Annotated in this window: 23 protein-coding genes and 1 tRNA gene; 6 read left to right on the top strand and 18 right to left on the bottom strand. The window is 67.2% G+C overall.

Annotated elements, in window-relative coordinates; all coding sequences use genetic code 11:
- Positions 1 to 14 precede the first annotated feature (14 nt).
- The 3 genes from lysA to argH all read right to left on the bottom strand — a co-directional run bounded on the left by lysA (position 15) and on the right by argH (position 3,345).
- Positions 15 to 1,283 (bottom strand): diaminopimelate decarboxylase, encoded by a 1,269-nt coding sequence (gene lysA, locus ACERNI_RS08295; RefSeq protein WP_448832786.1) that lies wholly within the window; start codon positions 1,281 to 1,283, stop codon positions 15 to 17.
- Between the two features lie 198 nt (positions 1,284 to 1,481).
- Positions 1,482 to 1,790: an LPS translocon maturation chaperone LptM gene (lptM, locus tag ACERNI_RS08290; protein ID WP_448832785.1), complete on the bottom strand. Its 309-nt coding sequence runs from the start codon at positions 1,788 to 1,790 to the stop codon at positions 1,482 to 1,484.
- A gap of 154 nt (positions 1,791 to 1,944) precedes the next feature.
- Positions 1,945 to 3,345 carry an argininosuccinate lyase gene (argH, locus tag ACERNI_RS08285; protein WP_448832784.1) on the bottom strand — a complete coding sequence of 467 codons (1,401 nt, stop codon included), beginning with the start codon at positions 3,343 to 3,345 and terminating at the stop codon, positions 1,945 to 1,947.
- Positions 3,346 to 3,366: 21 nt separating this feature from the next.
- Here argH and tlpA point away from each other — a divergent pair, with 21 nt between their 5' ends.
- Positions 3,367 to 4,011, top strand: a complete 645-nt coding sequence (gene tlpA / locus ACERNI_RS08280) for a thiol:disulfide interchange protein TlpA (protein WP_448832783.1) — start codon at positions 3,367 to 3,369, stop codon at positions 4,009 to 4,011.
- Between the two features lie 211 nt (positions 4,012 to 4,222).
- Positions 4,223 to 5,197, top strand: a complete 975-nt coding sequence (locus ACERNI_RS08275; protein ID WP_448832782.1) for an MBL fold metallo-hydrolase — start codon at positions 4,223 to 4,225, stop codon at positions 5,195 to 5,197.
- Between the two features lie 127 nt (positions 5,198 to 5,324).
- On the opposite strand, the gene grxD is transcribed toward ACERNI_RS08275, so the two are convergent.
- The 10 genes from grxD to purC all read right to left on the bottom strand — a co-directional run bounded on the left by grxD (position 5,325) and on the right by purC (position 14,612).
- Positions 5,325 to 5,660, bottom strand: a complete 336-nt coding sequence (grxD, locus tag ACERNI_RS08270) for a Grx4 family monothiol glutaredoxin (RefSeq protein ID WP_448832781.1) — start codon at positions 5,658 to 5,660, stop codon at positions 5,325 to 5,327.
- A gap of 671 nt (positions 5,661 to 6,331) precedes the next feature.
- A complete protein-coding gene (locus ACERNI_RS08265) occupies positions 6,332 to 6,571 on the bottom strand; it encodes a BolA family protein (protein ID WP_191319816.1) in 240 nt (79 codons plus the stop codon).
- Between the two features lie 141 nt (positions 6,572 to 6,712).
- Positions 6,713 to 8,932 (bottom strand): phosphoribosylformylglycinamidine synthase subunit PurL, encoded by a 2,220-nt coding sequence (gene purL, locus ACERNI_RS08260; RefSeq protein WP_448832780.1) that lies wholly within the window; start codon positions 8,930 to 8,932, stop codon positions 6,713 to 6,715.
- A 52-nt stretch (positions 8,933 to 8,984) separates the two neighbouring features.
- Positions 8,985 to 9,680, bottom strand: a complete 696-nt coding sequence (gene purQ, locus ACERNI_RS08255; protein WP_448832779.1) for a phosphoribosylformylglycinamidine synthase subunit PurQ — start codon at positions 9,678 to 9,680, stop codon at positions 8,985 to 8,987.
- Complete coding sequence (locus ACERNI_RS08250) at positions 9,677 to 10,639, bottom strand: alpha/beta hydrolase (protein ID WP_448832778.1); 963 nt, start codon at positions 10,637 to 10,639, stop codon at positions 9,677 to 9,679. The genes purQ and ACERNI_RS08250 overlap by 4 nt, the downstream gene beginning before the upstream one ends.
- A 15-nt stretch (positions 10,640 to 10,654) precedes the next feature.
- Positions 10,655 to 10,897: a phosphoribosylformylglycinamidine synthase subunit PurS gene (gene purS / locus ACERNI_RS08245; protein WP_448832777.1), complete on the bottom strand. Its 243-nt coding sequence runs from the start codon at positions 10,895 to 10,897 to the stop codon at positions 10,655 to 10,657.
- 112 nt (positions 10,898 to 11,009) lie between these two features.
- Complete coding sequence (locus ACERNI_RS08240) at positions 11,010 to 12,326, bottom strand: multidrug effflux MFS transporter (protein ID WP_448832776.1); 1,317 nt, start codon at positions 12,324 to 12,326, stop codon at positions 11,010 to 11,012.
- 44 nt (positions 12,327 to 12,370) lie between these two features.
- Positions 12,371 to 12,940, bottom strand: a complete 570-nt coding sequence (locus ACERNI_RS08235) for a disulfide bond formation protein B (protein ID WP_448832775.1) — start codon at positions 12,938 to 12,940, stop codon at positions 12,371 to 12,373.
- Between the two features lie 10 nt (positions 12,941 to 12,950).
- The gene (locus ACERNI_RS08230) at positions 12,951 to 13,532 is read right to left on the bottom strand and encodes a YqaA family protein (RefSeq protein WP_448832774.1); all 582 of its coding nucleotides are present in this window, start codon (positions 13,530 to 13,532) and stop codon (positions 12,951 to 12,953) included.
- Between the two features lie 282 nt (positions 13,533 to 13,814).
- Positions 13,815 to 14,612 (bottom strand): phosphoribosylaminoimidazolesuccinocarboxamide synthase, encoded by a 798-nt coding sequence (gene purC, locus ACERNI_RS08225; RefSeq protein WP_448832773.1) that lies wholly within the window; start codon positions 14,610 to 14,612, stop codon positions 13,815 to 13,817.
- Positions 14,613 to 14,996: 384 nt separating this feature from the next.
- On the opposite strand from purC, the gene ACERNI_RS08220 reads away from it, so the two are divergent.
- From ACERNI_RS08220 to ACERNI_RS08210, 3 genes are all read left to right on the top strand, one after another.
- Positions 14,997 to 15,320, top strand: coding sequence for a DUF1476 domain-containing protein (locus tag ACERNI_RS08220; RefSeq protein ID WP_448832772.1), 324 nt, complete (start codon positions 14,997 to 14,999; stop codon positions 15,318 to 15,320).
- A 140-nt stretch (positions 15,321 to 15,460) separates the two neighbouring features.
- Positions 15,461 to 15,545 (top strand) — tRNA-Leu (locus ACERNI_RS08215).
- A gap of 374 nt (positions 15,546 to 15,919) precedes the next feature.
- Positions 15,920 to 16,261 carry a RidA family protein gene (locus tag ACERNI_RS08210; RefSeq protein ID WP_448832771.1) on the top strand — a complete coding sequence of 114 codons (342 nt, stop codon included), beginning with the start codon at positions 15,920 to 15,922 and terminating at the stop codon, positions 16,259 to 16,261.
- A 108-nt stretch (positions 16,262 to 16,369) separates the two neighbouring features.
- On the opposite strand, the gene ACERNI_RS08205 is transcribed toward ACERNI_RS08210, so the two are convergent.
- The 4 genes from ACERNI_RS08205 to dnaN all read right to left on the bottom strand — a co-directional run bounded on the left by ACERNI_RS08205 (position 16,370) and on the right by dnaN (position 22,471).
- Positions 16,370 to 16,855, bottom strand: coding sequence for a CAP domain-containing protein (locus ACERNI_RS08205; protein ID WP_448832770.1), 486 nt, complete (start codon positions 16,853 to 16,855; stop codon positions 16,370 to 16,372).
- A gap of 376 nt (positions 16,856 to 17,231) precedes the next feature.
- A complete protein-coding gene (gene gyrB / locus ACERNI_RS08200) occupies positions 17,232 to 19,661 on the bottom strand; it encodes a DNA topoisomerase (ATP-hydrolyzing) subunit B (protein ID WP_448832769.1) in 2,430 nt (809 codons plus the stop codon).
- A 298-nt stretch (positions 19,662 to 19,959) separates the two neighbouring features.
- Positions 19,960 to 21,183, bottom strand: a complete 1,224-nt coding sequence (locus ACERNI_RS08195; protein WP_448832768.1) for a DNA replication/repair protein RecF — start codon at positions 21,181 to 21,183, stop codon at positions 19,960 to 19,962.
- A gap of 169 nt (positions 21,184 to 21,352) precedes the next feature.
- A complete protein-coding gene (dnaN, locus tag ACERNI_RS08190) occupies positions 21,353 to 22,471 on the bottom strand; it encodes a DNA polymerase III subunit beta (RefSeq protein ID WP_448832767.1) in 1,119 nt (372 codons plus the stop codon).
- Between the two features lie 366 nt (positions 22,472 to 22,837).
- Here dnaN and ACERNI_RS08185 point away from each other — a divergent pair, with 366 nt between their 5' ends.
- On the top strand, positions 22,838 to 24,037 hold the full coding sequence (locus tag ACERNI_RS08185; protein ID WP_448832766.1) for a M20 aminoacylase family protein: 1,200 nt from the start codon (positions 22,838 to 22,840) through the stop codon (positions 24,035 to 24,037).
- A 474-nt stretch (positions 24,038 to 24,511) separates the two neighbouring features.
- On the opposite strand, the gene dnaA is transcribed toward ACERNI_RS08185, so the two are convergent.
- Positions 24,512 to 25,975 (bottom strand): chromosomal replication initiator protein DnaA, encoded by a 1,464-nt coding sequence (gene dnaA, locus ACERNI_RS08180; RefSeq protein ID WP_448832853.1) that lies wholly within the window; start codon positions 25,973 to 25,975, stop codon positions 24,512 to 24,514.
- Positions 25,976 to 26,553: the final 578 nt, after the last annotated feature.

Here is a 26,553-nt window from a genome sequence, read left to right as displayed (position 1 = left end):
CGCGCCCGCCCGGATTATTCCAGCCAGGCCGGCAGGCGATCCATGGCGATGATCTCGTCGACGGTGACGCGCGGCCGCACCACGGCCCAGGCGTCGCCCTTCGCCAGCACCTCGGGCACCAGCGGCCGGGTGTTGTAGGTGGAGGACTGCACCGCGCCATAGGCGCCGGCGGTCATCACCGCCAGCAGGTCGCCGGCCTTCAGCTGCGGCAGCGACCGGGCCAGGGCGAGGTAGTCGCCGGTTTCGCACACCGGGCCGACAATATCCGCCACCATGTGCGGCGCATCCGCCGGGCTCGCGACCACCGGAACGATGTCGTGATACGCCTCGTACAGGGTCGGGCGGATCAGGTCGTTCATCGCCGCGTCAACGATGACGAAGGTCTTGCCCTCGCCATGCTTGACGTAGAGCACCTCGGTCACCAGCACGCCGGCGTTGCCGACGATGAGGCGGCCCGGCTCGAACACCAGGGTGAGGCCGAGATCGCGCGTTTCCTCGCGGATGATGCGGGCGTATTCGGAGGGCAGGGGCGGCGGTTCGTTGTCGGTGCGGTAGGGAACGCCGAGACCGCCGCCGAGATCGACATGATGCAGCTGGTGGCCGTCGGCCAGCAGGTCGCGGGCAAGGCCGGCGATCAGCTTCGCGGCGTTGGCGAAGGGGGTGAGATCGGTGATCTGGCTGCCGATGTGCATGTCGACGCCGCGGATCGTCACGCCAGGCAGCCCGGCGGCGCGGGCATAAACCGCGCGCGCCAGCGAAATCGGAATGCCGAACTTGTTGTCGAACTTGCCGGTGGAAATCTTGGCGTGGGTCTTCGCGTCCACGTCCGGATTGACGCGGATCGACACCGGCGCCTTGCGGCCCATGCTCACCGCGACTTCAGACAGGGTCTGCAGCTCCGGCTCGGACTCGACGTTAAAGCAGAGGATGCCGGCTTCCAGCGCCATGGCCATTTCAGCCCGGGTCTTGCCGACGCCGGAAAAGACAATGCGCTCGCCTGGAATGCCCGCCGCCAGGGCGCGCCGCAGCTCGCCGCCGGAGACAATGTCGACGCCGGCGCCAAGACGCGCCAGGGTCTTCAGCACCGCCTGGTTGGAATTGGCCTTGACCGCGTAGCAGACCAGCGCCGGCCCGTCGCTGAACGCCTCGGCGAAAACGCGATAGTGCCGCTCGATGGTGGCGGAGGCGTAGCAGTAGAACGGCGTGCCGACATCCTGGGCCACATGGCGGAGATCGACGTCCTCGGCGTGCAGCACGCCATCGCGATATTCAAAGTGACGCATGACAGGTCCAGACGGTGACAGGTTCCAGGCGGCGCGGATTGCTGGCGACGCGAATTTCTGGCGGCATCAGATCCGCGACGTCAGATCATGGCCGGCCGGAGGGGGAGCGCCGGCTCCCGGGACATCCGGCGCGCGGCGCGGTTCCGGCCGGAGCCGCGTCCGTTCAACGGGTTGACGTCGCGGCGCGGGCGGCCGGCGTCAGAGCAGCGGATCGAGAATGAATGGCCGCTTGGGAATGGTGATCCCCTTGGGACGTTTCTTCTGGCCGCCGGGAATCGGCGAGGTCACGACTGAATCATTGCTGTCGTCGTCCTCATCGCCGCCAACCACCGCGCCGGTGCGCTGGCTGTCGCCGGCCTGGGCCTGCTGCGCGGCGGCGTTGGGCGGCGCTTCGAGCGCGCCGCGACGGCCACAGCCGGCCAGCGCCAGGCCGAGCGCCAGGACGATGAGGGCGGAGCGCGTCGCGCCGGAGGCCGACAGGCCAGGGATTGCCGTATTGCGAGCCAAGGGCTGGGTCCCCACAGGTGTTGACTGATGGCGGCTCGGTCCAGAGCCGCCTTCCGGTCCAGATTGACCGGAGCATGCTCTATGCCATGAAACCTTGCGTTTGCGAAAACGGCGGCCCGGGAAGCAGGGCCGCCGCGTGGGCGCGGCGCCGCGCTCAGGCCCCGGCCCTGTCATTGCGCTCCAGCTTGCGCAGCCAGCGGCGCGCCTCGCGGCGCACGTTGGCCGGCGCCGTGCCGCCGAAGCTGACGCGGCTGCGCACGGATTTCTCCACGCCCAGCACGGTGAAAATCTCCTGGGTGATGCGCGCCTCAACCGACTGCATCTCTTCCAGCGACAGCTTCTCCAGCCCCACGCCTCGTTCGGAGGCGAGGCCGACGATGCGGCCGGTGACGTGGTGCGCCTCGCGGAACGGCAGGCCAAGCACCCGCACCAGCCAGTCGGCCAGATCGGTGGCGGTGGCGTAGCCGCTGCCGGCGGCCTTGCGCATGGCCGGCAGGTTCGGCGTCAGGTCCTGCACCATCCCGGTCATGGCCGCGAGACACAGGGAGAGGGTCTGGATGGCGTCGAAGGCGCCTTCCTTGTCTTCCTGCATGTCCTTGGAATAGGTCAGCGGCAGGCCCTTCATGACGATCAGCAGGCCATTGAGCGCGCCGATGACGCGCCCGGCCTTGCCGCGCACCAGCTCCGCCGCGTCCGGATTGCGCTTTTGCGGCATGATCGAGGAGCCGGTGGAGAAGGCGTCCGACAGGCGCACGAAGCCGAACTGCGGCGTCGCCCACAGCACGATCTCCTCGGCGAAGCGCGACAGGTGCACGGCGCAGATGGCGGCGCCCGACAGGGTCTCCAGCACGAAATCGCGATCGGACACCGAATCCAGCGAATTGGCGGTGGGGCGGTCGAAATCGAGCGCCGCCGCCGTCTGGTGCCGGTCGATGGGGAAGGAGGTGCCGGCCAGCGCCGCCGCGCCCAGCGGGCATTCGTTCATGCGGCGGCGGGCGTCGATGAAGCGGCTGCGGTCGCGCCCGAACATCTCCACATAGGCCAGCAGATGGTGGCCGAAGGTGACTGGCTGGGCCGATTGCAGATGGGTGAAGCCGGGCATCACCGCGCCGGCGAACTCCAGCGCCCGGGTGGCCAGGGCGTGCTGCAGGGCGGCGAGCTGGCCATCCAGATCATCAACCGCGTCGCGCACCCACAGGCGCATGTCGGTGGCGACCTGGTCGTTGCGCGAGCGGGCGGTGTGCAGGCGGCCGGCGGTGGGGCCGATGAGGTCGGCGAGGCGCGACTCCACATTCATGTGGATGTCTTCCAGCGCGCGGGAGAACTGGAATTCGCCGTTTTCGATTTCGCCGGCGATCTGGCGCAGGCCCTCGGCGATCTTTGCGGCGTCAGGCTTTTCGACGATGCCGGCCTCGGCCAGCATGGCCACATGCGCCAACGAGCCGCGCACGTCCTGGGGGCCAAGCCTCTTGTCGAACTCGATCGAGGCGTTGATCTCTTCCATGATAGCGGCTGGCGCTGAAGAGAACCGGCCGCCCCACATCTTGTTGCTCATTGTCCGCCCGATCCTGGATTCATGAACGTGTCAGATAACAAATCGCGCGCCCCGCGTATCGCGGCTGTCGCCGTTCTCGCCGTCGCGCTCCTGGGCGCAGGGGTATATTGGCTTGCGCAAGATCGCAATGTTTCTGGTGGCCCGGGCGGACAATGCCCGGCCCAGGACATGGCGCCGCTCGCCGGCCTCGCAAAGGGCGACATGGCCGGCATGCGCATTCTGTCACGGCCGGAGCGGCTGCCGGAATTCACATTCGTGGACGCGGCCGGCGCGCCGAAGACCATGGCCGACTTCAGGGGCAAGGTGACGCTGCTGAACCTGTGGGCCACCTGGTGCGCGCCCTGCAAGCTGGAGATGCCGGCCCTCAACGCCCTGCAAGGGGCGAAGGGCGGCAAGGACTTCGAGGTGCTGGCCATCAACATGGACAGCCGCGACGCCGGCAAGCCGCGCGAATGGCTGAAGGACAACAAGATCGACCACCTGGCCTATTACGCCGATACGCCCGGCAAGATTTTCCAGGCCCTGCGCGGCGCCGGCCGCGCCTCCGGCCTGCCGGTGACGCTGCTGATCAACCGCGACGGCTGCCTCGTCGGCGCCCTGGATGGCGCGGCGGAGTGGCATTCGGAGGATGCGAAGGCGCTCATCAAGGGAGCGGTTGGGGGGTGAGGGGCGCGTGCGGATGGCGTCGGCCGGTCACAGGCGTCTTTCTTTGACGTCCTGCTTCGAAAATAAGATTCTTATGCTTGGTTTTTTGTATCCATGGCGATTTCGCAACTGAATAGTTGCAGATTGGCGTAGAAAAGATGCTTCGCTGTCGGATGCGAGGCTGACGGCAGTTGCTTTCACCGCTGCCGCTCGGGGGCAGGGACAGAAGCGGATGCCAAAAAGCTACCATCATGGCCCCATCACAGACCACTTCGACGGCCGGCGGTTCTCGAATCCGCGGCATCCGCCAACGGACAGGAAGATTGCCGATCTGTGGCGCTGGTGGCGGTCCGGACAGCGGGAGCAATGGCCGCGCCAGATCGCCGTGACCCAGGTTACGCCTGAGGCAGATGCGGATGGCGTCAGCATCACCATGGTTGGTCACGCCACGCTGCTGATCCAGGCGGGCGGCTGTAACATTCTCACCGATCCGGTGTGGGGCGCGCGGGCGGGGCCGCTGTCGTTGCTTGGTCCAAGGCGCGTCACCGCGCCGGCGGTTCGCTTCGCCGATCTGCCGCGCATCGACGCCGTGCTCCTCAGCCACAACCACTACGACCATTTCGACGCGCAGACCCTGCGTCGCCTGCAGAAGCGATGCCAGCCGGTGTTTGTGACGCCTGTTGGCAATGAGCGCCTGTTGCTGAAGGTCGCGCCCGGCGCCCGGATTTTGACTGGCGACTGGGGCGATGTGGTGGAGCTGCCGCGCGGCGTGGCGGTCCGTTTCACGCCGGCCAATCACTGGTCGCGGCGGGCGTTGCGCGATACGCGCATGGCGCTGTGGAGCGGCTTCATGATTGAGACGCCGGCGGGGCGCGTCTGGTTTGCCGGCGATACCGGTTATGGCGACGGCGGCGTTTTTCGCGACATTCGCGCGGCGTTTGGCGCGCCTGACGTGGCGCTGATCCCGATTGGCGCCTATGAGCCGCGCTGGTTCATGGCCCCGCAGCATGTGAACCCGGATGAGGCCGTGCAGGTATTTCGGGACATCGGAGTAGGGCGGGCGCTGGGCATGCATTGGGGCACGTTCCAGCTCACGGACGAGGGGCGCGAGCGGCCGCGCGAGGCGCTGGAGGCGGCGCTGCGGCGCGAGGGCATCGACGCTGACCGCTTTGTGGCGGCGAAGCCTGGCGATGTCTTCAGCTTCTGAGACGCCGGCCGCGTCTTGCGGATGCGGCGCATAAAGCAAAACGCCCGCGCTGGGGCGCGGGCGTCACATTCAGTATGCATCGTGTCGGCGGCTTTGCAGCGGTAAGCCTGTTCGCGCCAGCTAGGCCTCAGGCCTCCTGCTTCACCGCGATGCCCTTGCCGTTGAACAGCTCCTGCAACTCGCCGGCCTGGAACATCTCGCGGACGATGTCGCAGCCGCCGATGAACTCGCCCTTGACGTAGAGCTGCGGGATGGTCGGCCAGTTGCTGTAAACCTTGATGCCCTCGCGCACCGCGTCGTCGGCGAGCACGTTGACGCCCTTGTAGGTCACGCCGAGGTAGCCGAGGATCTGGGCGACCTGGCCAGAGAAGCCGCACTGCGGGAAGTCCGGCGTGCCTTTCATGAACAGCACGACGTCGTTGGACTTCACGGTGTTGTCGATCTGGGCGTTGATGTCGGTCATGTCGTGTTCCTGTTGTCGCAAAGCCTTGCGTCACAACGCTCTGCGCGCCCGACGCCGCCGTAATAGCTCTCACCCCGCCCGTCAAACCGCGATGAACGGCGCCGAACGGATCCATTTGCCGGGCGCACTATAGGGCGTTTTTGCCCGCCTGTGACGTCCCCGCAAGCTCCACCCTCATGTGTGCGACGCAAGACATAAACGCAAGCGACTGCGGGAGGATTTGTCGCGCCGCCGGCCGGAAACGCAGCCCGCCGGATTTTGCGCCCGGCCGGGGCCGCGCGCATGTGCTGTGGAGCACCTACGGGGCGAACGCGGCTGGCTAAAACAATAGCCATGGAGCGGGGTTGCTCCAGAGGACTTTGGGGGCAGGCAAATGACCGCAGTGAAATCAATCGGTTCGATCATGTTCGCGACGCCCATCGGTTGGGCTGTGATGGTCACTGGCCTGATCGTCTGGGCGCGCCTGGCAGCCGGCTGACTGGCTGGGGCGCTCATTGAGATGAGGGTTCGATCTTCTGGCCGCCTTCGGGCGGCTATTGTTTTGTCTGGCTGCGCAATGGTGAAGCCCGGCCGCTCATGACGGTCTGGTTGCAGGTTCGCGCAGATACAAAAAGGGCCAGGGTTGCCCCCGGCCCGTCGCTGAATGCCTGACCAGCAAAGAAGACGTCGCCTCAGTCCTGCGTCGGCGTCACCGTGGTCAGGGCCAAAGCGTGCAGCACGCCGCCCATGTTGCCCTGCAAGGCGGCGTAGACCATCTGGTGCTGGGCGACGCGGCTCTTGCCGCGAAACGCCTCCGAAATCACCGTGGCGGCGTAATGGTCGCCGTCTCCGGCCAGATCCTGGATGCGAACGATGGCGTCCGGCAGCGCCTTGCGGATCATTTCTTCAATTTCACGGGCCTGCATGGCCATGGCGCATGTCTCCAGGAAGTACTTCCCTGACGCAAGGTGGACGTCGCCTGGCATCGGGAAAATGCGTGAACTCAAAATGCGGAAGCGTTTTCCAGCAATGCTGGGGCGGCCCCGCCTGGATGGCGGGGCGCGCATCAACCATCAGGGATGATCGATTTCGCCGGCCATGTAGCCCGGCAGCCAGTTGTCATGGCCATTGCGCAGGTCGGCGACCTTCGCTGGCGCCTCGCCCGGGATGTTGATGGCGTCGCCGCCAGCCACGCCGAGCTTGCGGAATGGAACGCCGGCTGCGTTTGCCTCGGCCGCTACCGCATCGATGGTCGCGGCGTCGGCGGCGATGACATAGCGGGCCTGGTCCTCGCCGAACAGGAAGGCGTGGGCCGGGATGCCGGCCGGCAGCGCGTCGAACGCGACGCCGATGTCGCCGGCCATGGCCATTTCCGCCACCGCCACGGCGAGGCCGCCGTCGGAGCAGTCATGCACCGTCGTCACCTTGCCGGCGCGGATCAGGCTGCGCACGAAGTCGCCGTTGCGACGCTCAACCGCCAGATCGACCGGTGGCGGCGCGCCTTCCTCACGGCCGCAGATGTCGCGCAGATAGACCGACTGGCCAATCCAGCCCGTGGTGTCGCCGATCACCGCCAGCACGTCGCCGGCCTGGCGCAGCGCCACGGTGGCGTGCAGGGTGACGTCGTCGAGCAGGCCAACGCCGCCGATGGTCGGGGTCGGCAGGATCGAGCGGCCCTGGGTTTCGTTGTAGAGCGAGACGTTGCCGGAGACGACGGGGAAATCCAGCGCCAGGCAGGCCTCGCCAATGCCCTTCAGGCAGCCGACGAACTGGCCCATGACGTCGGGCTTTTCCGGGTTGCCGAAGTTCAGGTTGTCGGTGATGGCCAGCGGCAGGCCGCCGACGGCGGTGATATTGCGCCATGCCTCGGCCACGGCCTGGCGGCCGCCCTGCACCGGGTCAGCCTCGCAATAGCGCGGCGTCACGTCGGTGGTCATGGCCAGGCCCTTGGGGCCGTCCTCGATGCGGACGATGGCGGCGTCGCCGCCGGGCTTCTGCACCGTGTTGCCGAGAATCAGGTGGTCGTACTGCTCCCACACCCAGCGCTTCGAGCACAGGTCCGGCGTCGCCAGCAGGCGGGCGAGCGCCGTGGCGTTGTCCACCGGCGCGGCGACGGAGGCCGGGTCGATCGTCGGCTGGAAGGCGTTGGCGATGTGCGGGCGGTCGTACAGCGGCGCTTCGTCGCCCAGCTCCTTGATCGGCAGGTCGGCGACGGTCTCGCCCTGGTGCTTCACGACGAAGCGCAGGGTGTCGGTGGTGTAGCCGACAACGGCGAAGTCGAGGCCCCATTTGCGGAAGATCGCCTCGGCCTCTTCGCGCTTCTCGGGCTTCAGCACCATGAGCATGCGCTCCTGGCTCTCCGAGAGCATCATCTCATAGGCGCTCATGCCCTCTTCGCGGCACGGCACGTTGTCGAGGATCAGCTCGACGCCGAGGTTGCCCTTGGCGCCCATTTCCACGGCGGAGCAGGTGAGGCCGGCGGCGCCCATGTCCTGGATGGCGATGACCGAATCGGTCTGCATCAGCTCCAGGCAGGCTTCCAGCAGCAGCTTTTCGGCGAAGGGGTCGCCGACCTGCACCGTGGGGCGCTTCTCGTCCGAATTGGCGTCGAACTCGGCCGAGGCCATGGTGGCGCCGTGGATGCCGTCGCGGCCGGTCTTGGAGCCGAGATAGACGATCGGATTGCCGACGCCGGCGGCGGCCGCGTAGAAGATGCCGTCTGTCTTCGCCAGGCCAACGGCCATGGCGTTGACGAGGATGTTGCCGTCATAGCGGGTGTGGAAGCCCACCGAGCCGCCGACCGTCGGCACGCCGAACGAATTGCCATAGCCGCCGATGCCGGCGACGACGCCAGAAACCAGGTGGCGGGTCTTCGGATGATCCGGCGAACCGAAGCGCAGGGCGTTCAGGGCCGCGATCGGCCGGGCGCCCATGGTGAACACGTCGCGCAGGATGCCGCCAACACCCGTGGTCGCGCCCTGGTAGGGCTCGATGTAGGACGGGTGGTTGTGGCTCTCCATCTTGAAGGCGATGGCGTCGCCGTCGCCGATGTCGATGACGCCGGCGTTCTCGCCCGGCCCCTGGATCACCCACGGCGCGCTGGTCGGCAGGCCCTTCAGGTGCAGGCGGGAGGACTTGTACGAGCAGTGCTCGTTCCACATGGCCGAGACGATGCCAAGCTCGGTGATGGTCGGCTCGCGGCCGATCAGCTCAAGGAAGCGCGCGTATTCATCGGGCTTCAGGCCATGCTCGGCGACGAGTTCCGGGGTAATCTTCGGGGCTTTGGCGGTCATCGGTCGGTCTGTGCTCTGTCAAAGGGGGCGGCGGGCCGGGGCGGAGGCGCGTTCAGGCGGCCATGCGGGAGGCGAGGCTCTCGAACAGGCCGCGCCCGTCGGTTCCGCCCACCAGCGCGTCGATCAGGTTTTCCGGATGCGGCATCATGCCGAGCACGTTGCGCTTTTCCGAATAGATGCCGGCGATCGAATTGACCGAGCCGTTGCAATTGGTTTCCGGTGAGACAACGCCGTTGGCGTCGCAATAGCGGAACGCCACCAGCCCCTCACCCTCAATGCGCGCCAGGGCGTCGGCGTCCGCGGTCCAGTTGCCTTCGCCGTGGGCGATGCAGACGTCGATGACCTGGCCTGGCGCGTAGCGGTGGGTGAAGGCGGTGTCGGCGCGTTCGACGCGCAGGTTCTGGCGCTTGCACATGAAGCGCAGGCGATCGTTGCGCATCAGCACGCCTGGCAGCAACTGCGCCTCGCACAGGATCTGGAAGCCGTTGCAGACGCCAAGCACAAGGCCGCCGCGCGCCGCATGGGCCTGCACCGCCGCCATGATGTTGGAGCGGGCAGCGATGGCGCCGCAGCGCAGGTAGTCGCCGTAGCTGAAGCCGCCCGGCAGGACCACCAGATCCGTGCCGGCGGGCAGGTCGGTTTCTGCGTGCCAGACCATGGCGGGGGCAACGCCGGAGGCGTGCTTCAGCGCCCGGGCGATGTCGCGCTCGCGGTTGGAGCCAGGGAAGGTGACGACGGCGGCTTTCATGATGCGTCCCGTGACGGTTGGGGGGCGAAGGCCCGGCTGAGCGCGCCGCCCATGATGTCGAGGGCGGCTTCGGCCACCCTCACGACCTTCGACATGGTGAGGAAGCCATGCATCTGGTCGCTCATATGCAGATAGGTGGCCCTTACGCCGGCTTTCTCAAGGGCGCGGGCATAAGCGGCGCCTTCATCCGCCAGCGGATCGTGGCCGGCGGTGAGAACGAAGGCCGGCGGCAGGCCGGCGTGGGAAGGGGCGTGCAGCGGCGAGGCGCGCCAGTCGGCCCGGTCCTGTCGCGATACGCCGTAGTGGTCGATGAACCAGCGCATGGTTTCGCCGGTGAGGGGGAAGCCGTCGAGGTTCATCGTCTGCGACGGCCAGGCGTCGCGCATGTCCACGGCCGGATAGATCAGCAGCTGGTAGACCAGCGGCGGGAGGTCGCCGTCCCGGGCCATCAGCGCCATCACCGCCGCCAGATTGCCGCCGGCGCTGTCGCCGCCCACGGCGATGCGCTGCGGGTCGACATGCAGGCGGCGGGCGTTGTCGGCGACGAAGCGCACGGCGGCGGCGCAATCCTCCACCGCGGCGGGAAAGACGTGCTCCGGCGCCAGCCGGTAGTCCACCGCGACCACGGCGCAGCCGGCGGCGTTGGCCAGCCGGCGGCAGACGTAATCGTGGGTTTCCAGATCGCCAATGACCCAGCCGCCGCCGTGAAAATAGACGAGGCAGGGCAGGGGGGCGAGTTCGTCGGGACCGATGGGGCGATAGTACCGCAGCGGCGTGACGCCGCCGGGGCCTGGCGCGGAAAAGTTCTCCACCAGCGCCACGTCCGGCGCGTCGGGACCCAGCGCCCGCCGCGAATTGCGGTAGGCCTCGCGCGCCTCCAGGGGCGACAGCGCCGTCATGGCGGGCCGTCCGGCTGCCTTCATGAGGTCGAGGACGGTCCGGGCGTCAGGGTCCAGCATCGCCGTGCTCCAGCGTCAGGAGAGGATTTCGACCCTGTAGTTCTCGATGACGGTGTTCGCGAGAAGACGCTCGCACGCATCCTTCAGGGCCGCTTGCGCCGCCTCAGGTTGGGTGTGGGCGAGTTCAATGTCAAAGACCTTGCCCTGGCGGACGCCAGTGACGCCTGCGACGCCGAGGGACGAAAGCGCGCCTTCGATTGCTTTCCCTTGCGGGTCGAGCACGCCGGTCTTCAGGGTTACGGTGACTCGGGCCTTCATGGATGCTCCGCACTGTCCGGGTGTGAAAGGGGGGATTAACCGTTCTTGCCCGCCCAGGCAATCACACAGCGGCGACCAGGCGCAGTCCGATCGCCGCAGGCAGCCCGCCGCGTCAGCGCAATGTCTTGCGGGCGTGGCCGTCGTTGGCGTCGCCGTGATCCTCGCTGGAGGTCTCCGGCGGCGCGCCGGCGGCGCGGGCAGGCGTGGTTTCCGGCTTGCGCGCCGGTTCGCCCGTCGGGGTGGTGGTGACGAGGCCGCCGCCGCGCCAGACCAGCCAGGCGTAGCTGCTGATGGCGATCACCGACATCACCGGCATGATGACCCGCAGCGAATTGTATGGCTCGTTGAACAGCAGCGCCGCCACCGCCGTACCGGCAAGGCCGCCGCCGATCTGCATGAAGCCGGTGACGGCCGAGGCTGCGCCGGCGATGCGCGGGAACGGCGCCAGCGCCGCGGTGGTCGCGCCCGGCATGATGAAGGCGTTGCCAAAGGCCCACAGGGCAGTCGGCGCCATCACCGAGATGAACGAGGGCGGCCAGATGCGCAGGCCGATGCAGAAGCCGATGCCGGACAACGCCACCAGCAACAGGCCGATGGGCACGAGGCGGGTGGCGTCCATGCGGCGCAGCAGCACGCCGGCCAGCGCCGCGCCGGTCATGAACGAGCCGGTCTGCGCCAGCATGCCCACGCCGAACTGCGTCGGCGTCAGCCCCACCTTCTCGATCATGACGAAGGGCAGAATCGCCGCCAGGGTGTAGAGGCCGCCCGGCGACATGGCGATGAGCAGCGACGTGGCGACAAAGGTGCGGTTGGAGAACAGGGTGCGGTAGCTGGCGAGAACGGCGGCGGGCTTCGCCAGCGCCCGGTCGCGGTTGCGGTTGGTTTCGGGGGCGACAAAAGCAATGAGCCAGATGGCGACCGAGCCATAGAGCACCATGACGAAGAAAATCGCCTGCCAGCCGATGGTGGACAGGATGACGCCGCCAAGCGTCGGCGACACCGCCGGGCCGATGGCCAGCATCACCCCGATGAGATTGAGAATGCGCGCCGCCTGCTGGCCGCTGTACTGGTCGCGCACCATGGCGCGCGACATCGAGATGCCCGCCGCCGCGCCAATGCCCTGGAGAATGCGGCCGGCCAGCAGCCAGGACAGGGTGGGCGCCGCCGCGGCTATGACGCTGCCAGCGAGGTAAATGGCGAAAAAACTGATGCCGACCGGCCGGCGGCCATAAGCATCCGACATCGGGCCGCAGACCAGCTGGGCCAGGGCGAAACCGACAAAATAGACCGTGAGGGTGAGCTTGATCGCCGCCGGCGTGGTGTCGAAGGCGTGCACCATGGCCGGCATGGCCGGCGTGTACAGCGACATGCTGATGGGGCCGAGCATGACGACGAGCGCGCCGATCACCGCCGTGCGCATCTCGCTCATGCGTACATCAGGATCCAGGGCGGCGGAAGGCCGCAGGCGCAGCTTCACGGCGCGGTTTCCGGCGCGGCGCGGCTGCCGCCAGGGTTTTGGGTTTCGCCAGGGCTCTGGCCTCGGCCAGGACTTTGCGCGACGCGAAGCGCGCCGGTGGCGGCGATCACCATCAGGGCCAGCGAGGCCAGCACGTTCCAGCCGGCCATGGACAGCCCGAACAGGCGCCAGGCGGCCTCGGTGCAACTGACGACGCGGATTGACCGCAACTGGTTCAGCAGGTTGGCGGCGTCCGTCGGCGCGCCCTGGCCGCTACAGCCAGGGGGGCCTGGCCAGAACTTCCACTCCACCCCGGCGTGATAGGCGCCGAGCCCGGCGCTGATCAGGAAGACGAGGGCGAGCAGCAGCAGGCCGACGCCGCGCAGGCGCTTCTGCGGTTCAGGCGTGGCGGCGATCAGCGCCGCCAGCGGCGCGCCGAAATACCACGGCAGGCGCTGTTGCAGGCAGAGCGGGCAGGGCTGGTAACCGAAGACATACTCGAAAATGAGGAAAGTGACGATGACCGCCATGGCGCCCGCCATGACGATGAGGGCCGCGCAGCGGGATATGGACATGCGGGCCAGCATGGCGGCCTCCTCAGACCAGGAACCTGGCGGCGACGAAGCCGGCGATGATGAAGAAGACGATGGCGAAACCGATGACGCCGGCATGGCGGTCCATGAGGCGCCGGATCGGCTCGGCGAACAGTTGCATGGCGCCGGCCACCAGCGCGAAACGCAGGCCGCGCGTGACGATGCACAGGGCCACGAACCACAGCAGATTATATTCGGCGAAGCCGGACATGATGGTCACCAGCTTGAAGGGGATCGGCGTCAGTCCCTTCAGCAGGATGATCCAGTGGCCGTATTCGGCATAGGATTCGCGGAACTTCGCCACGCCGTCCTGCATGCCGTAGAAATTGATCACCCACTGGCCGAGGGAATCAAACAGCAGGTAGCCAATGGCATAGCCGACAAGCGCGCCGAGCACCGAGGCGACGGTGCAGACAAAGGCATAGAACCAGGCCTTGCGCGGGCGCGCCAGGGCCATGGGGGCCAGCATCACGTCGGGCGGAATCGGAAAGAACGAGCTCTCGGCGAAAGCCACGAGGGCCAGCGCCCAGGTTGCCCCTGGCCGGTTGGCCAGGCTCAGGGTCCAGTCATAGAGCCGTTTGAACATGGAGACCTTCTTATTGAGCGGCTGGCCGGAGGTCTAATGCCCTGTTGGGCGCCGCGGATATCCGGCCCGGCGTTTTTTGCATGGCCAGATTTTCCGCGATTTCGGGCCCGGTCACTGTGCCAGCGCCTGGTTTCCGGATGATGAATGGCAGGCGTTGCCCGGACGCGCGTCGCCTCCGTCACGGGCTGGCTCCAAACGCAAAAACGGGCCCGGCGAACCGGACCCGTTTCAAGGTCATTTCTGTTCAGATTGGGGCGAAGGGCCCTGATCTTCCCGAAAACGTCAGGGCTGGACCAGACGCGGGCCGCCAGCCTGGGCGTTCTCGGACTCGCCGAGGATGCCGAGGCGACGCGCCACTTCCTGATAAGCCTCGACCAGTCCGCCCATGTCGCGGCGGAACCTGTCCTTGTCGAGCTTGTCGGCGGACTTGACGTCCCACAGACGGCAGGAGTCCGGCGAGATCTCGTCAGCAACGACGATGCGCATCATGTCGCCTTCCCAGATGCGGCCCGTCTCCATCTTGAAGTCGATGAGGCGGATGCCGGCGCCGAGGAACAGGCCGGACAGGAAGTCGTTGACGCGGATGGCCAGGGCCATGATGTCGTCGATTTCCTGCGGATTGGCCCAGCCGAAGGCCGTGATGTGCTCCTCGGAGACCATCGGATCGTCGAGCGCGTCGTTCTTGTAGTAGAACTCGATGATCGAGCGCGGCAGCTGGGTGCCCTCCTCAAGGCCAAGGCGCTTGGCGAGGGAGCCTGCCGCGACGTTGCGCACCACGACTTCGAGCGGAATGATCTCGACTTCACGGATCAGCTGCTCACGCATGTTGAGCCGCCGGATGAAGTGGGTCGGCACGCCGATGTCGTTGAGGTTCTGGAATATATATTCCGAGATGCGATTGTTCAGCACGCCCTTGCCGTCAATCACCTCATGTTTTTTGGCATTGAAGGCGGTGGCGTCATCCTTGAAGTGCTGGATAAGCGTACCAGGCTCCGGGCCCTCATAGAGGACCTTCGCCTTGCCTTCGTAAATACGACGGCGACGATTCATCGGCGTATACCGTGTCTTAAGAAAATCCATAGGGGACCGCCGTCGCTCCTTGAGAAGGGATGAAGTCCGCGGCCAGCGGGCTTTCTGGGTATCCGACCCGCCGGGGCAACCTAGCCGATCGGGGGCAGAAGCACAATGAGTGAGTTAAGGCGCTGGCCAGGCGCATTGTCACGGTCGTGAGCAGAAGGCAGACACTTCCGGCTATTTCAGGGCATTGTCCAGAAATATATGGATTGTATACAGTTTTTGCGATCACCTGTTGGGGGCGCCGTTGCGGAATATCAGGCATGGCGACTGTCGCCGTCGCTCTGGAAAACAAGGCGGGGGTTTTGCCCTGCAGCCACTGGCAAACCCCGGGCGCGCTTCCTACATCAGGATCTCAATTCGTATGAAACACCAGTCGGGGCCCTCTACATGACGTCGTTTAACAAGCGCGAAGAAGCCTTCGAGCGTAAATTTGTTCTTGATGAAGAGCTGCGTTTCAAGGCGATGGCGCGGCGGAACCGCCTGTTGGGCGAATGGGTCGCCGGCAAACTCGGCAAGTCGGGCCAGGAGGCGAGCGACTATGCCAGGTCGGTGATTCTGGCGGACTTCGAGGAGGCCGGCGACGAGGACGTGTTCCGCAAGGTGAGCGGCGACCTTGCCGCTGGCGGCGTGACGATCAGCGAAACCGAGATTCGGGACACCATGGAGCGGCTGCTGGCGGCGGCTGTGGAAGAGGTGCAGGCCGGCTCCTGACCTGACGGGGCGCCCCGGACTTCCAGCGTCCCGGCGCCGGTGAGGCGCCGGGACGCTGCGCATGGCAGTGGACAGAGCGGAAGGACCAGCCCCTCCGGGCGTTGACCTGAGGCGACGCGTCGCTATGATCCGCGCCCAATGCCCCTGTGGTGGAATTGGTAGACGCGCTCGACTCAAAATCGAGTTCCGAAAGGAGTGCTGGTTCGAGGCCGGCCAGGGGCACCAATATTTCGCGCCCGACGCATTCGCGTCGGGCGTTTTTTTGTGGGCGGCGCGGTTTTGACGGGCGCAGGCGTTGTCGGGCCGGAGCGGCCGTTTTTTCTGGCTGCGCCGAGAGGGCCGGTGACTGGCGGGCTGGGGCTGGCGGACTTGAGCTGGCGAACCTGGGCTGCGCTGCGGGCGAAGCACGGCTTCTTCCCCGACACTGGCGCGCCAGGTCACAAATTGGGCGTTTGCGGCAGCCTCATATGCGTATATCTGGCGCATCTGATCGCGCCGGACGCTGATTCCGGCCCGGTGGGGCTGGTGTATGGCGGCGTGGCCCTGAGCGGCTGCCGTCTGTTTTTGCAAGCGCAGCAACGAGCTGCAGGGAGTTGGGCATGACCATTCGCCGCATCGAGAACGGCCCGCGCATGAGCCAGGCCGTGGTTCACAATCAGACCGTCTATCTCGCTGGCCAGGTTGCCGGCGGCGCCTCCGTCGCTGAACAGACCCGGACGATTCTCGGCCAGATCGACGCGCTGCTCGCCGCCGCCGGCTCCGACAAGACGAAGATCCTGACCGCCACGATCTATCTCACTGACATCGCCACCTTTGGCGAAATGAACCAGGAGTGGGAAAAGTGGGTCTCGCCCGGCGAAACCCCGGCCCGCGCCACTGTCGAGGCTGGCCTTGCCGCGCCGGAGTACAAGGTCGAGATCGCCGTTATCGCCGCGATCTGAGGCATTCTGGCCAGACGGTTGTCGATGCGCGGGGCTGTCCCCGCGCATTTTTTTTGTGCCCCGGCCGCTTCTGGCCTCGGCCATGGGATATTCCCGGCATCCGGGGTCTCAGTTGGCCAGCACCAGCGCCCAGTAGGAGCCGTAACCCTTGCCGGGCGAGGTGGCTTTCGCCAGGCCGATGCGGCGCATGTCCGGCAGCAGCATGTTGCGGTTGTGGCCGGGTGAGCGCTTCCAGCGGTTGATGACGTCGGCCACGTCGGACGAGCCGGCGCTGAGATTTTCCGCTGCGGCGCCGGGCGCGCCATAGCGCTCCATGCGCGCGCTGAAATTGCCGTGGGTCAGCTTGCCGTACTGGGCGACGGCGACGGCCTGTTCCGTGGCCGGGGCGTTGAGCGCCGTGTCGAGACGCACTGGCGACAGGCCGTTCGAGACGCGCCAGGCGCTGATGAGACTGGCGGCGCGGGCGGCGTCAGCGGTCGAGACGGAAATGTCCTCACGGGCCACGCGCTTTTCCGGCTGCAGCGCGCAGGCGGCAAGAGCGGCGGCGAGGACTGTGACGGCGCAGGCCGCCCGGATTGGGGAGAGATTTGTCATGGCCATCTGCCATGGCGCTGAAATCAGGCGACAATTCAGCAGCCGCCGGAATTTTTGCTGGTCGCGCCGGCTTTGCTGGAGGGGCTCCGGGCGCCTCCCGTGCTGGCGGGGAGCGTTTCACGCAAGCCGTCATGCCGCGCTCCTTCCGTCATGGCCGGGACCTGTTCCGGCCATCCACGGAAGGTTGTGGGGGCTGTGACTGGCCCAGGCGCGCATGCCCGGACGCGTATTCCATGACGCGTATGCCATGACACGCATGCCCGGACACGTATGTCTGGCCCAGGGCAGAAAGCGCGTTGGCCCACCGCGACGGGCGCAGGCATGCGGCGCTGGGGGCGCTGCGCATTCCCGGGTCTGGCGGCCCCGCCGTTTCGCGTCACACGTCGAGGTTGGAGACCGTGAGGGCGTTGTCCTGGATGAAGGCCCGGCGCGGCTCCACCACGTCGCCCATCAGCTTGACCAGCAGATCGTCGGCGTCCTGGACGTCCTTGACCTTCACCTGAAGCAGCGAGCGGTTGTCGCGATCCAGCGTCGTTTCCCACAACTGGTCCGGGTTCATCTCGCCAAGGCCCTTGTAGCGCTGCAACGAAAGACCCTTGCGGCCGGCGGCGGTCACCGCCTCGAACAGTTCGTTCGGGCTGTGAATCGGCGTGATGTCCGCCCTGCGGAGCAGGGTGGCCGGCGCGGCGTAGACGTCGTGCAACTGGGCCTGACGCTCCGACAGGCGCAAGGCTTCCCCTGAAGCCAGCAGGCCGGCGTCGAGATCCACCGCCTGTTTCACGCCGCGCACCATGCGGGTGAAATGGTAGCCGCCATTGGCGATCACGCCCGTCCAGCCGCGCTCGGTCTCTTCCGAAATCACATCGAGCCGGGCGGCGATGGCGGCGGCGATCTGCGCCGCGGCCTCCGGTTCATTGTCGACGATGCCAGCGCGCAGGCCGCCGGCGATGGCCGCCTGCTCCACGACGGTGCGGTTGTAGCGGGTGTGCAGGGACGACAGCAGCGTGCGGACGTTGCGGGCCTCCTCAACCAGGGTGCGCAGGTCAAGGCCGCCGCGCTCCTCGCCGTTGGCGAGGCGCATGGTGGCGCCGTCGAGGCCGGCGTCGATCAAATAGTCGTCCAGGGCGCGTTCGTCCTTGAGGTACTGCTGGGACTTGCCCTTGGTAACCTTGTAGAGCGGCGGCTGGGCGATATAGACGTGGCCGCGGTCGATGATCTCGCGCATCTGGCGGAAGAAGAACGTCAACAGCAGCGTGCGAATGTGGGAGCCGTCGACGTCGGCGTCCGTCATGATGATGATCTTGTGGTAACGCAGCTTGTCCGCGTTGAAGTCCTCGCGGCCAATGCCCGTGCCCAGCGCCAGGATCAGGGTGCCGATCGTCTCCGACGACAGCATCTTGTCGAAGCGGGCCCGCTCGACATTGAGGATCTTGCCGCGCAGCGGCAGCACGGCCTGATACTCGCGGGCGCGGCCCTGCTTGGCGGAGCCGCCAGCCGAATCGCCCTCGACGATGAACAGTTCGGAGAGCGCAGGATCGCGCTCCTGGCAGTCCGCCAGCTTGCCAGGCAGCGAGGCGATGTCCAGCGCGCCCTTGCGCCGCGACAGCTCGCGTGCGCGCCTGGCCGCTTCACGGGCCGAGGAGGCCTCCACCACCTTGCCGACGATCACCTTCGCTTCGGCGGGGTTCTCTTCCAGCCACTGGCTGAGCGCCTCGTTCAGCGCGCCCTCAACGGCGGGGCGCACCTCCGAGGACACCAGCTTGTCCTTGGTCTGCGAGGAGAATTTCGGGTCCGGCGCCTTCACCGACAGCACGCAGGTCAGGCCCTCGCGGCAGTCGTCGCCGGTGAGCGAGACCTTTTCCTTCTTGCTCAGGCCGCTGGAGTCGGCGTAGCCGGTGATCTGGCGCGTCAGGGCGGCGCGGAAGCCAGCGAGGTGGGTGCCGCCGTCGCGCTGCGGGATGTTGTTGGTGAAGGCCAGCACGTTCTCGTGATAGGTGTCGTTCCACCACAGGGCGGCCTCGACATCGATGCCGTCGCGGGTGGCGTGCACGACGATCGGCTTGCCCACCAGCGGCGTTTTGGCGCGGTCAAGATAGCGCACGAAGGCTTCGACGCCGCCTTGGTATACCAGCTCTTCGCGTTTGTGCTCGGCGCCGCGGGCGTCGGTCAGGATGATGCGCACCCCCGAATTCAGAAACGCCAGCTCGCGCAGGCGGTGCTCCAGGGTGGGGTAATCGAATGCGACCTGGCTGAAGATCTCGGGCGAGGGCAGGAACGACACCTTGGTGCCGCGATTGCCGTTGGACGGGCCGGTGACGGCCAGGGGGGCCACCGCATCGCCGCCGCGAAACTCCATGGCGTGCTCCTGGCCGTTGCGCCAGATGGTGAGGCGCAGCCAGGTGGACAGGGCGTTGACCACCGAAACGCCGACGCCATGCAGGCCGCCGGACACCTTATAGGAGTTCTGGTCGAACTTACCGCCGGCGTGCAGCTGGGTCATGATGACCTCGGCAGCTGAAACGCCCTCTTCCGGGTGCAGATCGGTGGGGATGCCGCGGCCGTTATCGGTAACGGTGCAGGAGCCATCCGGATTCAGGGTGACGGTGACTTCGGTGGCATGGCCGGCGAGCGCCTCGTCGATGGCGTTGTCCACCACCTCGTACACCATGTGGTGGAGGCCAGACCCATCGTCCGTGTCGCCGATATACATGCCCGGACGCTTGCGGACCGCATCCAGACCTTTCAGGACGCGGATCGAATCGGCGCCGTAGCTTTCGGCATCGGCGTTACGGGCTGCTTCTGACATCTGTTTCCCTGAATTGCAGACGGGCTTCATACGCCTGACGGCTGGAGCGGGCGCCGTGCGCCAGACCGGCGAATGCCGGCCAGCGCCACCGGGTGCGCGCGCGCGCGTACATTACGAATCCCGACCCCATCTATATAGGCCTTTCACAGCCAGCGCGCCAGTCGCGGCTGGCGCGGATTGTCCAGGGCGTAATGAAGATGCCGTCCGGCGAACGCGGCTGGAAATTTCGTTGCGCCAATGGGTTGGCCAGAGGGCTGGCCAATGGGTTGGCGTGTGGGCTGGCGGCGCGGACGCTGCTTCAGGCCGGCGCGGTGTACGGGGCCGCCGCCCCCGGCGTCACCCGCAACAGCTGCGAGCCGGCGGGCAATTCGCCGAACAGGGCCGGGTCGGCGCCGGTCATCCACACCTGGGCGCCAAGCTCCGTCAGCTCCAGGTACAGCGCCCGGCGCCGGCCCGGGTCCAGGTGGGCGGCGATCTCGTCCAGCAGCACCAGCGGGGCGATGCCGCTCATGGCGGTGACCAGGCGGGCATGGGCCAGCGCCAGACCGATCAGCAGGGCTTTCTGCTCGCCGGTGGAGCACAGTTCGGCCGGCATGTCGCGTGGGCCATGGCGCACGGCCAGATTGGTGGTCTGGGGGCCGGAGAGGGTGCGCCCGGCGGCGCGGTCGCGGGCGCGGCCGTCGCGCAGCAGACGCCGGTAATGGTCTTCCACGTCGAGGGCGGGGGCGCTGGCCACCATGTCCTCGATGGCCCCGTCGAGGCGCAGGTCCGCCCAGGGAAAGGCCGAGGGCGCGTCGCGGCGCGTCGCGGCAAGGGCGGCGAGGCGGTCGGTGGTTTCGCGGCGGGCCGAGGCGACTGCGACGCCCAGCTCCGCCACCTCGCGCTCCACCGCATCGAGCCAGGCGCTGTCGGCGCGCGGGTCTTCCAGCAGGCGGTTGCGCGAGCGCAGGGCGCGTTCGAAGGCGTTGACGCGCGCGCCATGGCTGGCGTCAACCGCCAGCACCAGGCGGTCAAGAAAGCGGCGGCGGTCGCCAGGCGGGCCGGCGAACAGGCCATCCAGCGCCGGGGTCAGCCAGACAATGCGCACATATTCGGCGAAGGCGGCGGGGGAGGGGGCGGCCTCGCCGTCAATGCGGCTGCGCCGGGAGAGCGCGCCCGCCCGCTCCTCGAGCGCCGCGCCGAGCCGGACGCCGCCGCTGTCCTCATCAAGGGTGATGGAAACGGCGAAGGTCGCGGCGCCGGCGGTTGCGTCGCCAGCCGGCGCTGGGTCAGGCAGGGTCTGGCCAACTCGGGCGCCGACAACTGCTGCGCCACCTTGGGCCATATGACGCATGTCGCGCAGTTCGGCCCGCCGCAGGCCGCGGCCGGGGGAGAACAGCGAGATGGCTTCAAGGATATTGGTCTTGCCGGCGCCATTGTCGCCAACAAGGGCGACCAGCGCGGCGTCGGCGCGCAGATCCAGCGCGCGGTAGCTGCGAAAGTCGCGCAACATCAGGCGCGTGATGCGCGGTCGTAGGGTCATGACGCTGTTCCGGAGCCTGGCGGGCCGGGCCTCGACCCGCTTCCCCGGATCGTCTGGCGATCAGGGGAGCCGTGATCCCGTCCCTGTCAGGCCTGGCGCATGGTCCCGGGTCAGGGGGGGGCTCCACCTTGCCCGAATATGCCCCAGGCCGCCGGCCTTCTCCTGAAAATCAGACGCGCATCGGCATCAGGACGTAGAGGGCGGGAGCGCCTTCGCGATCCTGGACGATGGTGGGCGAGCCGGCGTCGGCCAGCTTGAAGAAGGCGGTGTCGCCGTCAAGCTGGGCGGCGATGTCGAGCAGATAGCGGGCGTTGAAGCCGACATCGAGCGGCTCGCCCTCATAGTCGACGCTGATTTCTTCCACGGCCGAGCCGGAGTCCGGATTGGTCACGGACAGGGTCAGCTTGCCTTCCTGCAACGACAGCTTCACGGCGCGGCCGCGCTCGGAGGAAATGGTCGAGACGCGGTCCACGGCGGGCGTGAACTCGCCCAGCTCCACCACCATGACCTTGTCATTTCCGGCGGGAATGACGCGCTGGTAGTCGGGGAAGGCGCCGTCGATCAGCTTGGAGGTAAGCACCACGGGGCCGATGGACAGGCGGATCTTGCTGGCCGACAGCTCGATGACCGCGTCGCCGTCAACGCCGTCGAGCAGCTTCTGGATTTCCGCGACGGCCTTGCGCGGCACGATCACCCCCGGCATGCCCTCGCAGCCGGCCGGCGCCGCCACGTCCACCCGGGCGAGACGGTGGCCGTCGGTGGCCACGGCGCGCAGGGTCGTCTCGCCGTTGCCGGCGGCGGCGTGCAGGTAAATGCCGTTCAGGTAATAGCGCGTCTCCTCGGTGGAGATGGCAAACTGCGTCTTGTCGATGAGGCGCTTGATGTCGGCGGCCGGCGCGGCGAAGCGGTGCGGCAGCTCGCCGGCGGCGATATCCGGGAAGTCGCTTTCCGGCAGGGCCTGCAGGGTGAAGCGTGAGCGGCCGGCGCGGATGAGCATCTGCGAGCCGTCGCCGGCGCTTTCCAGCGATACCTGCGAACCGTCGGGCAATTTGCGGACAATGTCATAAAGGACATAGGCCGGCACGGTGGTGGCGCCAGCCTGGGCGATTTCGGCGGCGACAGCTTCGGTGACCTCCAGATCGAGGTCGGTCGCCTTCAGGTTCAGCGCGCCGTCGGCCGCCCGCAGCAGCAGGTTCGACAGGATCGGAATGGTGTTGCGCCGCTCGACAACGCGATGGACATGGCCGAGCGCCCGGAGCAGAGCAGTTCTCTCGACAGTGACTTTCATGGCCTGACCCGTTGACGTTGTGGAGGGACCGTGGCGGCGGGAGCCCGACGCCGGAAGAGGGGCCTGGCGGGTCCGGCATGGACCCGCGCAGGGCTGGAGACAATGCAATCTTGCCGCTTCCTGCGCAAGCCCGGAAGATGCAACCGGGGCGACAGCTGGGGCCGTCCACAGCCGGCGGCCGCGACCTATCAGGACTTTCCGCCCCCGGCAGGCTCGACATGGGCCGGCCCTCCACCGCATCATGCGCGTCAAAGTGGCGGCGGCGAAGCCCGGTCGGGCCCACGCGCCGCCTTGCATGCCAGGCGCATGGGCGCAGCTGTTCCGCTGCATCCGTCAATGTTCCGGCTTACAGGGAGATCCGGCCAGATGAGCGTGCAAAAAGGCGTGCTGGACAGCATTATGGCGTTCCGGGACGAAATGGTTGCCTGGCGGCATGACATTCATGCCTGGCCGGAGATCGGCTTCGAGGAGACCCGCACCGCCGCGCTTGTGGCGGACAAGCTGGAAAGCTGGGGGTATGAGGTGCATCGCGGCGTCGGCCGCACCGGCGTTGTCGGCGTGCTGCGCGGCCGGGCGGTGAGCGGCGACGGGCGCTCGGGCGGCAATGTGCGGCGCGTCGGCCTGCGCGCCGACATGGACGCCCTGCCGATGGAGGAGACGACCGGCCTGCCGTTCGCCTCGCGCAATCCGGGTCGCTTCCACGGTTGTGGCCATGACGGCCACACCGCCATGCTGCTGGGCGCGGCGCGCTATCTCGCCGAGACCCGCAATTTCGACGGCGTGGTCAATCTGATCTTCCAGCCGGCGGAAGAGGGGCTGGGCGGCGCCCGCGCCATGCTGGCGGATGGCCTGTTCGAGCGTTTTCCCTGTGACGAGATTTACGCCCTGCACAACGCTCCCGTCGGGCCCAGCGGGCATGTGGGCATTTGCCGGGGCGCGGCCATGGCGGGCGCGGATTTCTTCGACATCGAGATCACCGGCAAGGGCTCCCACGGCGCCATGCCAAATGCGGGCGTCGATCCGGTGATGGTCGCCACGGCGCTGGCCCAGGCCATGCAGACCATCGTCAGCCGCAATATTGATCCGCACCAGCCGGCCGTGGTGTCGGTCACCCGCATCCACGCGGGCTCGGCCTACAATGTGATCCCCGAAAAGGCGACGCTTGCCGGCACTGTCCGTGCTTTCGACGACAGGGTTCTCAAGAAAATTCGCCAGCGGATCGAAGCGTTGGCCCAGGGCATCGCCGCCGCTTACGGGGCCACGGCCCGGGTGGAGATGCGCAACATCTTCAGCGTGCTCAACAATCACGACGTCCAGTGCGACGTGGCGGCGGAAGCGGCGACCGAACTGCTGGGCGCCGCAAAGGTTCATCTGGACGAGACGCCCAAGATGGGCAGCGAGGATTTCGCCGACATGTTGCAGCAGGCGCCTGGCGCCTATGTGTGGCTGACCGGCGACGTGTCGGCGCCGCTGCACAATCCGTCGTTCGTCTTCGATGACAAGATCCTGCCGGTCGGCGCGGCTCTGCTGGCGCGCATCGCGGAGAAGCGGGCGCGGGCAGGCTGAGCGGCGCGCGGCTGCGTCGCGGCGGCGGAAAGTCTCCGCGCCATCCATCCGTCGCGGCAAATCAGGAATATGAGACGACTGTGCGGGCGGCGCGGCGCGCCATCGCCTTATGTCCAGTATTTCTGGTCGTTTTTTTCTGGCCGCCGCAGTGTGTTGACAGGGGCTGAGCGTTCGCGGCGCGATGCGCTTTGCCTGGAATGCTCCGCCATCCTTTTTCCCCCATGTATTCCTGCGCGGAATTCGGGGTTCATTTCTTGCAGGGGCGCTCCGGCTTTGCCGCGATGCGTGGGCAGTGGGCAGTGGGCAGGGCCCAACAAAAAACCCCCGCTGGGGCCAGCGGGGGCGTAGCCGGGGTTGGCGGAGCGCGCTCCCCGCTTCCGGAGCCGCGACGGCGGCTCCAGCTCTCTCGCGCTCCGGCTATTGCGCCGTGTCCGCGCGGGGCGGACACTGGCGCGTGCGGCCGGCCGCTGCGGCTCAGTCGAGCAGCATGCGCTTCAGCAGCTCCACTTCTTCTGACAGCGAGCGGTCCTCGCCGACCTGTTTCTCGATCTTGCGCACCGCATGCAGCACGGTGGTGTGATCGCGGCCGCCGAAGCGACGGCCGATTTCCGGCAGCGAGCGCAGGGTCAGCTGCTTCGACAGATACATGGCGATCTGGCGCGGCTTGACCACCGCTGCGGTGCGGCGCTCGGACAGGATGTCGGCGCGCGACACGTTGTAGCGCGTGGCGACAAGCTTCTGGATGTCCTCGATCTTGACGCGCTTCGGCTCGCGGGTGCGCACCAGGTCGCGGATGGCGTTCTCGGCGGTTTCCACCGTGATCTCGCCGCCCGACAGGGTGGTGTGGGCCAGCAGGCGGTTGACGGCGCCGTCAAGGTCGCGGCCGTTGGTGGTGATCACCGAAGCCACATAGGTCACGACTTCCGGCCCAACCTGGAACGCCGGGTGCTTCACCTGCATGGCGGCGATGCGCGCTTCCAGGATGCGCGTGCGCAGGGCGTCGTCGAGCGGTCCCATTTCGACCACAAGGCCGCCGGCAAGACGCGAGCGGACGCGCTCGTCCAGGGTTTCCAGCTCGGCCGGCGGCCGGTCGGCGGCGACAACGATCTGGCGGCCTGCGTCAATGAGCGCGTTCACCGTGTGGCCGAACTCCTGCTGGATCGACTTGCCCTGGATGAACTGCACGTCGTCCAGAACCAGCAGGTCGATGGCGCGCAGCTTCTCCTTGAAGGCCAGGGCGGTTTGCGACTTCAGGGCATTGACGAAGCCATACATGAAGCGGTCGGCGGTCAGATAAATGACCTTGCGGCCGCGCCGCTCCATCTCCTGGGAGACGGCCTGCAGCAAATGGGTTTTGCCGAGGCCGACGCCCGCATGGAGGAAGAACGGGCTGTAAAGCGGGGCGCCGCCGTCATGGCTGGAAATGCGTTCGGCGGCGGCGTGGGCGAGGGCGTTGGAGCGGCCCACGACAAAATTCTCGAAGCACAGGCGCGCGTCCAGCGAATTGCCGACGATCTCGGATTCGGCGCCGGCAACCGGGGTCGCCGCCGGGGCCGCGGTGGCGGGCGCAGGCGCGCTGGCCGGCGCGGCGTTGCGGGCCGGCGCGGCGAGCGCCTGGGGCTGGGCCTGCGGCGCGGGGCGCGGCGCCTCATCTGGCATGCGTGACGAGATCACGGCCCCGCCAGCGGAGCGCACGCCGATAATCAGCCGGGAGGCGCCAGGAAAGCCGGTGCGGAAAATGGTGAGGACGCGATCAAGGTAATTGGCCTCGATCCAGCTTTTGAGGAAGCGGGTGGGTACAGTGAGACGCGCGGTATCGCCCGAAATGGCGTCCAGCTCCAGCCGGCCGAACCAGCTCGAAAACACGTCTTCGCCAAGTTCGGCGCGCAGGCGGCGGCGCACGCCGTTCCAGGCGTCGGCGCGATCTTCCGGCGACATCTCGCCAAGGCTCCCGAGGGCGTGATCTGCGGCGGCGGCGTCCCGGATGTCGTGACCATTCCCAGCGGCGCTGATCTCACCCTTAAGCATACCTACGCACTCCGTGTCAGTTCTGGCGCATGACCGGTCCGTCCCCGGTCGCGGTCACGCGCGGTTTCAGTTGGCTGGGGCCGGGCATATAATGTTCGTTACGGGGCCGGACAGCCGTCCCGTGCAAACACAACATGCTCCAGGCAAACGCCACCCCGTTCAGCAGGCGCTGGGCGCCACGCTGACGCTCACAAGTATTTCCACACTCAAGTCAACGCAAAACATAACGACTTCAGCTAGCGCTGGCGCATGTTCTTGCATGGCGGAAAAAACACGTTTTACCCGCCTCTTCAAAGGGTGGAATTACATAAAACATCTTGAGGAAAACCCGGGGTGACCCGAGTGAAGTGACCTTACATGCGGGGCGCGGCCCCCGCAACTCGCTTGTTGGAAACTTTCAGCCAAGGGGCTGGCGCCGGAGCCCCGATGGCCGGGGCCGTCCTTCGGTAGCGTTTTGCAAGCCATTGGGAGTACGTCAGTTTCCGGAT

This window comes from Camelimonas sp. ID_303_24 (assembly GCF_053543495.1).
The sequence above is the reverse complement of the archived record's forward strand: the minus strand, read 5'-3'. Positions and strand labels throughout refer to the sequence as shown.

Coding starts and splice junctions, on each gene's coding strand:
- ACERNI_RS08220 (WP_448832772.1), top strand. CDS start 14,997: ATGACGTCGTTTAACAAGCGCGAAGAAGCCTTCGAGCGTAAATTTGTT.
- tlpA (WP_448832783.1), top strand. CDS start 3,367: ATGAACGTGTCAGATAACAAATCGCGCGCCCCGCGTATCGCGGCTGTC.
- dnaA (WP_448832853.1), bottom strand. CDS start 25,975: ATGTCGCCGGAAGATCGCGCCGACGCCTGGAACGGCGTGCGCCGCCGC.
- purQ (WP_448832779.1), bottom strand. CDS start 9,680: ATGAAAGCCGCCGTCGTCACCTTCCCTGGCTCCAACCGCGAGCGCGAC.
- purS (WP_448832777.1), bottom strand. CDS start 10,897: ATGAAGGCCCGAGTCACCGTAACCCTGAAGACCGGCGTGCTCGACCCG.
- ACERNI_RS08210 (WP_448832771.1), top strand. CDS start 15,920: ATGACCATTCGCCGCATCGAGAACGGCCCGCGCATGAGCCAGGCCGTG.
- lysA (WP_448832786.1), bottom strand. CDS start 1,283: ATGCGTCACTTTGAATATCGCGATGGCGTGCTGCACGCCGAGGACGTC.
- argH (WP_448832784.1), bottom strand. CDS start 3,345: ATGAGCAACAAGATGTGGGGCGGCCGGTTCTCTTCAGCGCCAGCCGCT.
- grxD (WP_448832781.1), bottom strand. CDS start 5,660: ATGACCGACATCAACGCCCAGATCGACAACACCGTGAAGTCCAACGAC.
- gyrB (WP_448832769.1), bottom strand. CDS start 19,661: ATGTCAGAAGCAGCCCGTAACGCCGATGCCGAAAGCTACGGCGCCGAT.
- ACERNI_RS08265 (WP_191319816.1), bottom strand. CDS start 6,571: ATGGCCATGCAGGCCCGTGAAATTGAAGAAATGATCCGCAAGGCGCTG.
- ACERNI_RS08275 (WP_448832782.1), top strand. CDS start 4,223: ATGCCAAAAAGCTACCATCATGGCCCCATCACAGACCACTTCGACGGC.
- ACERNI_RS08240 (WP_448832776.1), bottom strand. CDS start 12,326: ATGAGCGAGATGCGCACGGCGGTGATCGGCGCGCTCGTCGTCATGCTC.
- ACERNI_RS08230 (WP_448832774.1), bottom strand. CDS start 13,532: ATGTTCAAACGGCTCTATGACTGGACCCTGAGCCTGGCCAACCGGCCA.
- purC (WP_448832773.1), bottom strand. CDS start 14,612: ATGGATTTTCTTAAGACACGGTATACGCCGATGAATCGTCGCCGTCGT.
- purL (WP_448832780.1), bottom strand. CDS start 8,932: ATGACCGCCAAAGCCCCGAAGATTACCCCGGAACTCGTCGCCGAGCAT.
- dnaN (WP_448832767.1), bottom strand. CDS start 22,471: ATGAAAGTCACTGTCGAGAGAACTGCTCTGCTCCGGGCGCTCGGCCAT.
- ACERNI_RS08205 (WP_448832770.1), bottom strand. CDS start 16,855: ATGACAAATCTCTCCCCAATCCGGGCGGCCTGCGCCGTCACAGTCCTC.
- ACERNI_RS08185 (WP_448832766.1), top strand. CDS start 22,838: ATGAGCGTGCAAAAAGGCGTGCTGGACAGCATTATGGCGTTCCGGGAC.
- ACERNI_RS08195 (WP_448832768.1), bottom strand. CDS start 21,183: ATGACCCTACGACCGCGCATCACGCGCCTGATGTTGCGCGACTTTCGC.
- ACERNI_RS08250 (WP_448832778.1), bottom strand. CDS start 10,639: ATGCTGGACCCTGACGCCCGGACCGTCCTCGACCTCATGAAGGCAGCC.
- ACERNI_RS08235 (WP_448832775.1), bottom strand. CDS start 12,940: ATGCTGGCCCGCATGTCCATATCCCGCTGCGCGGCCCTCATCGTCATG.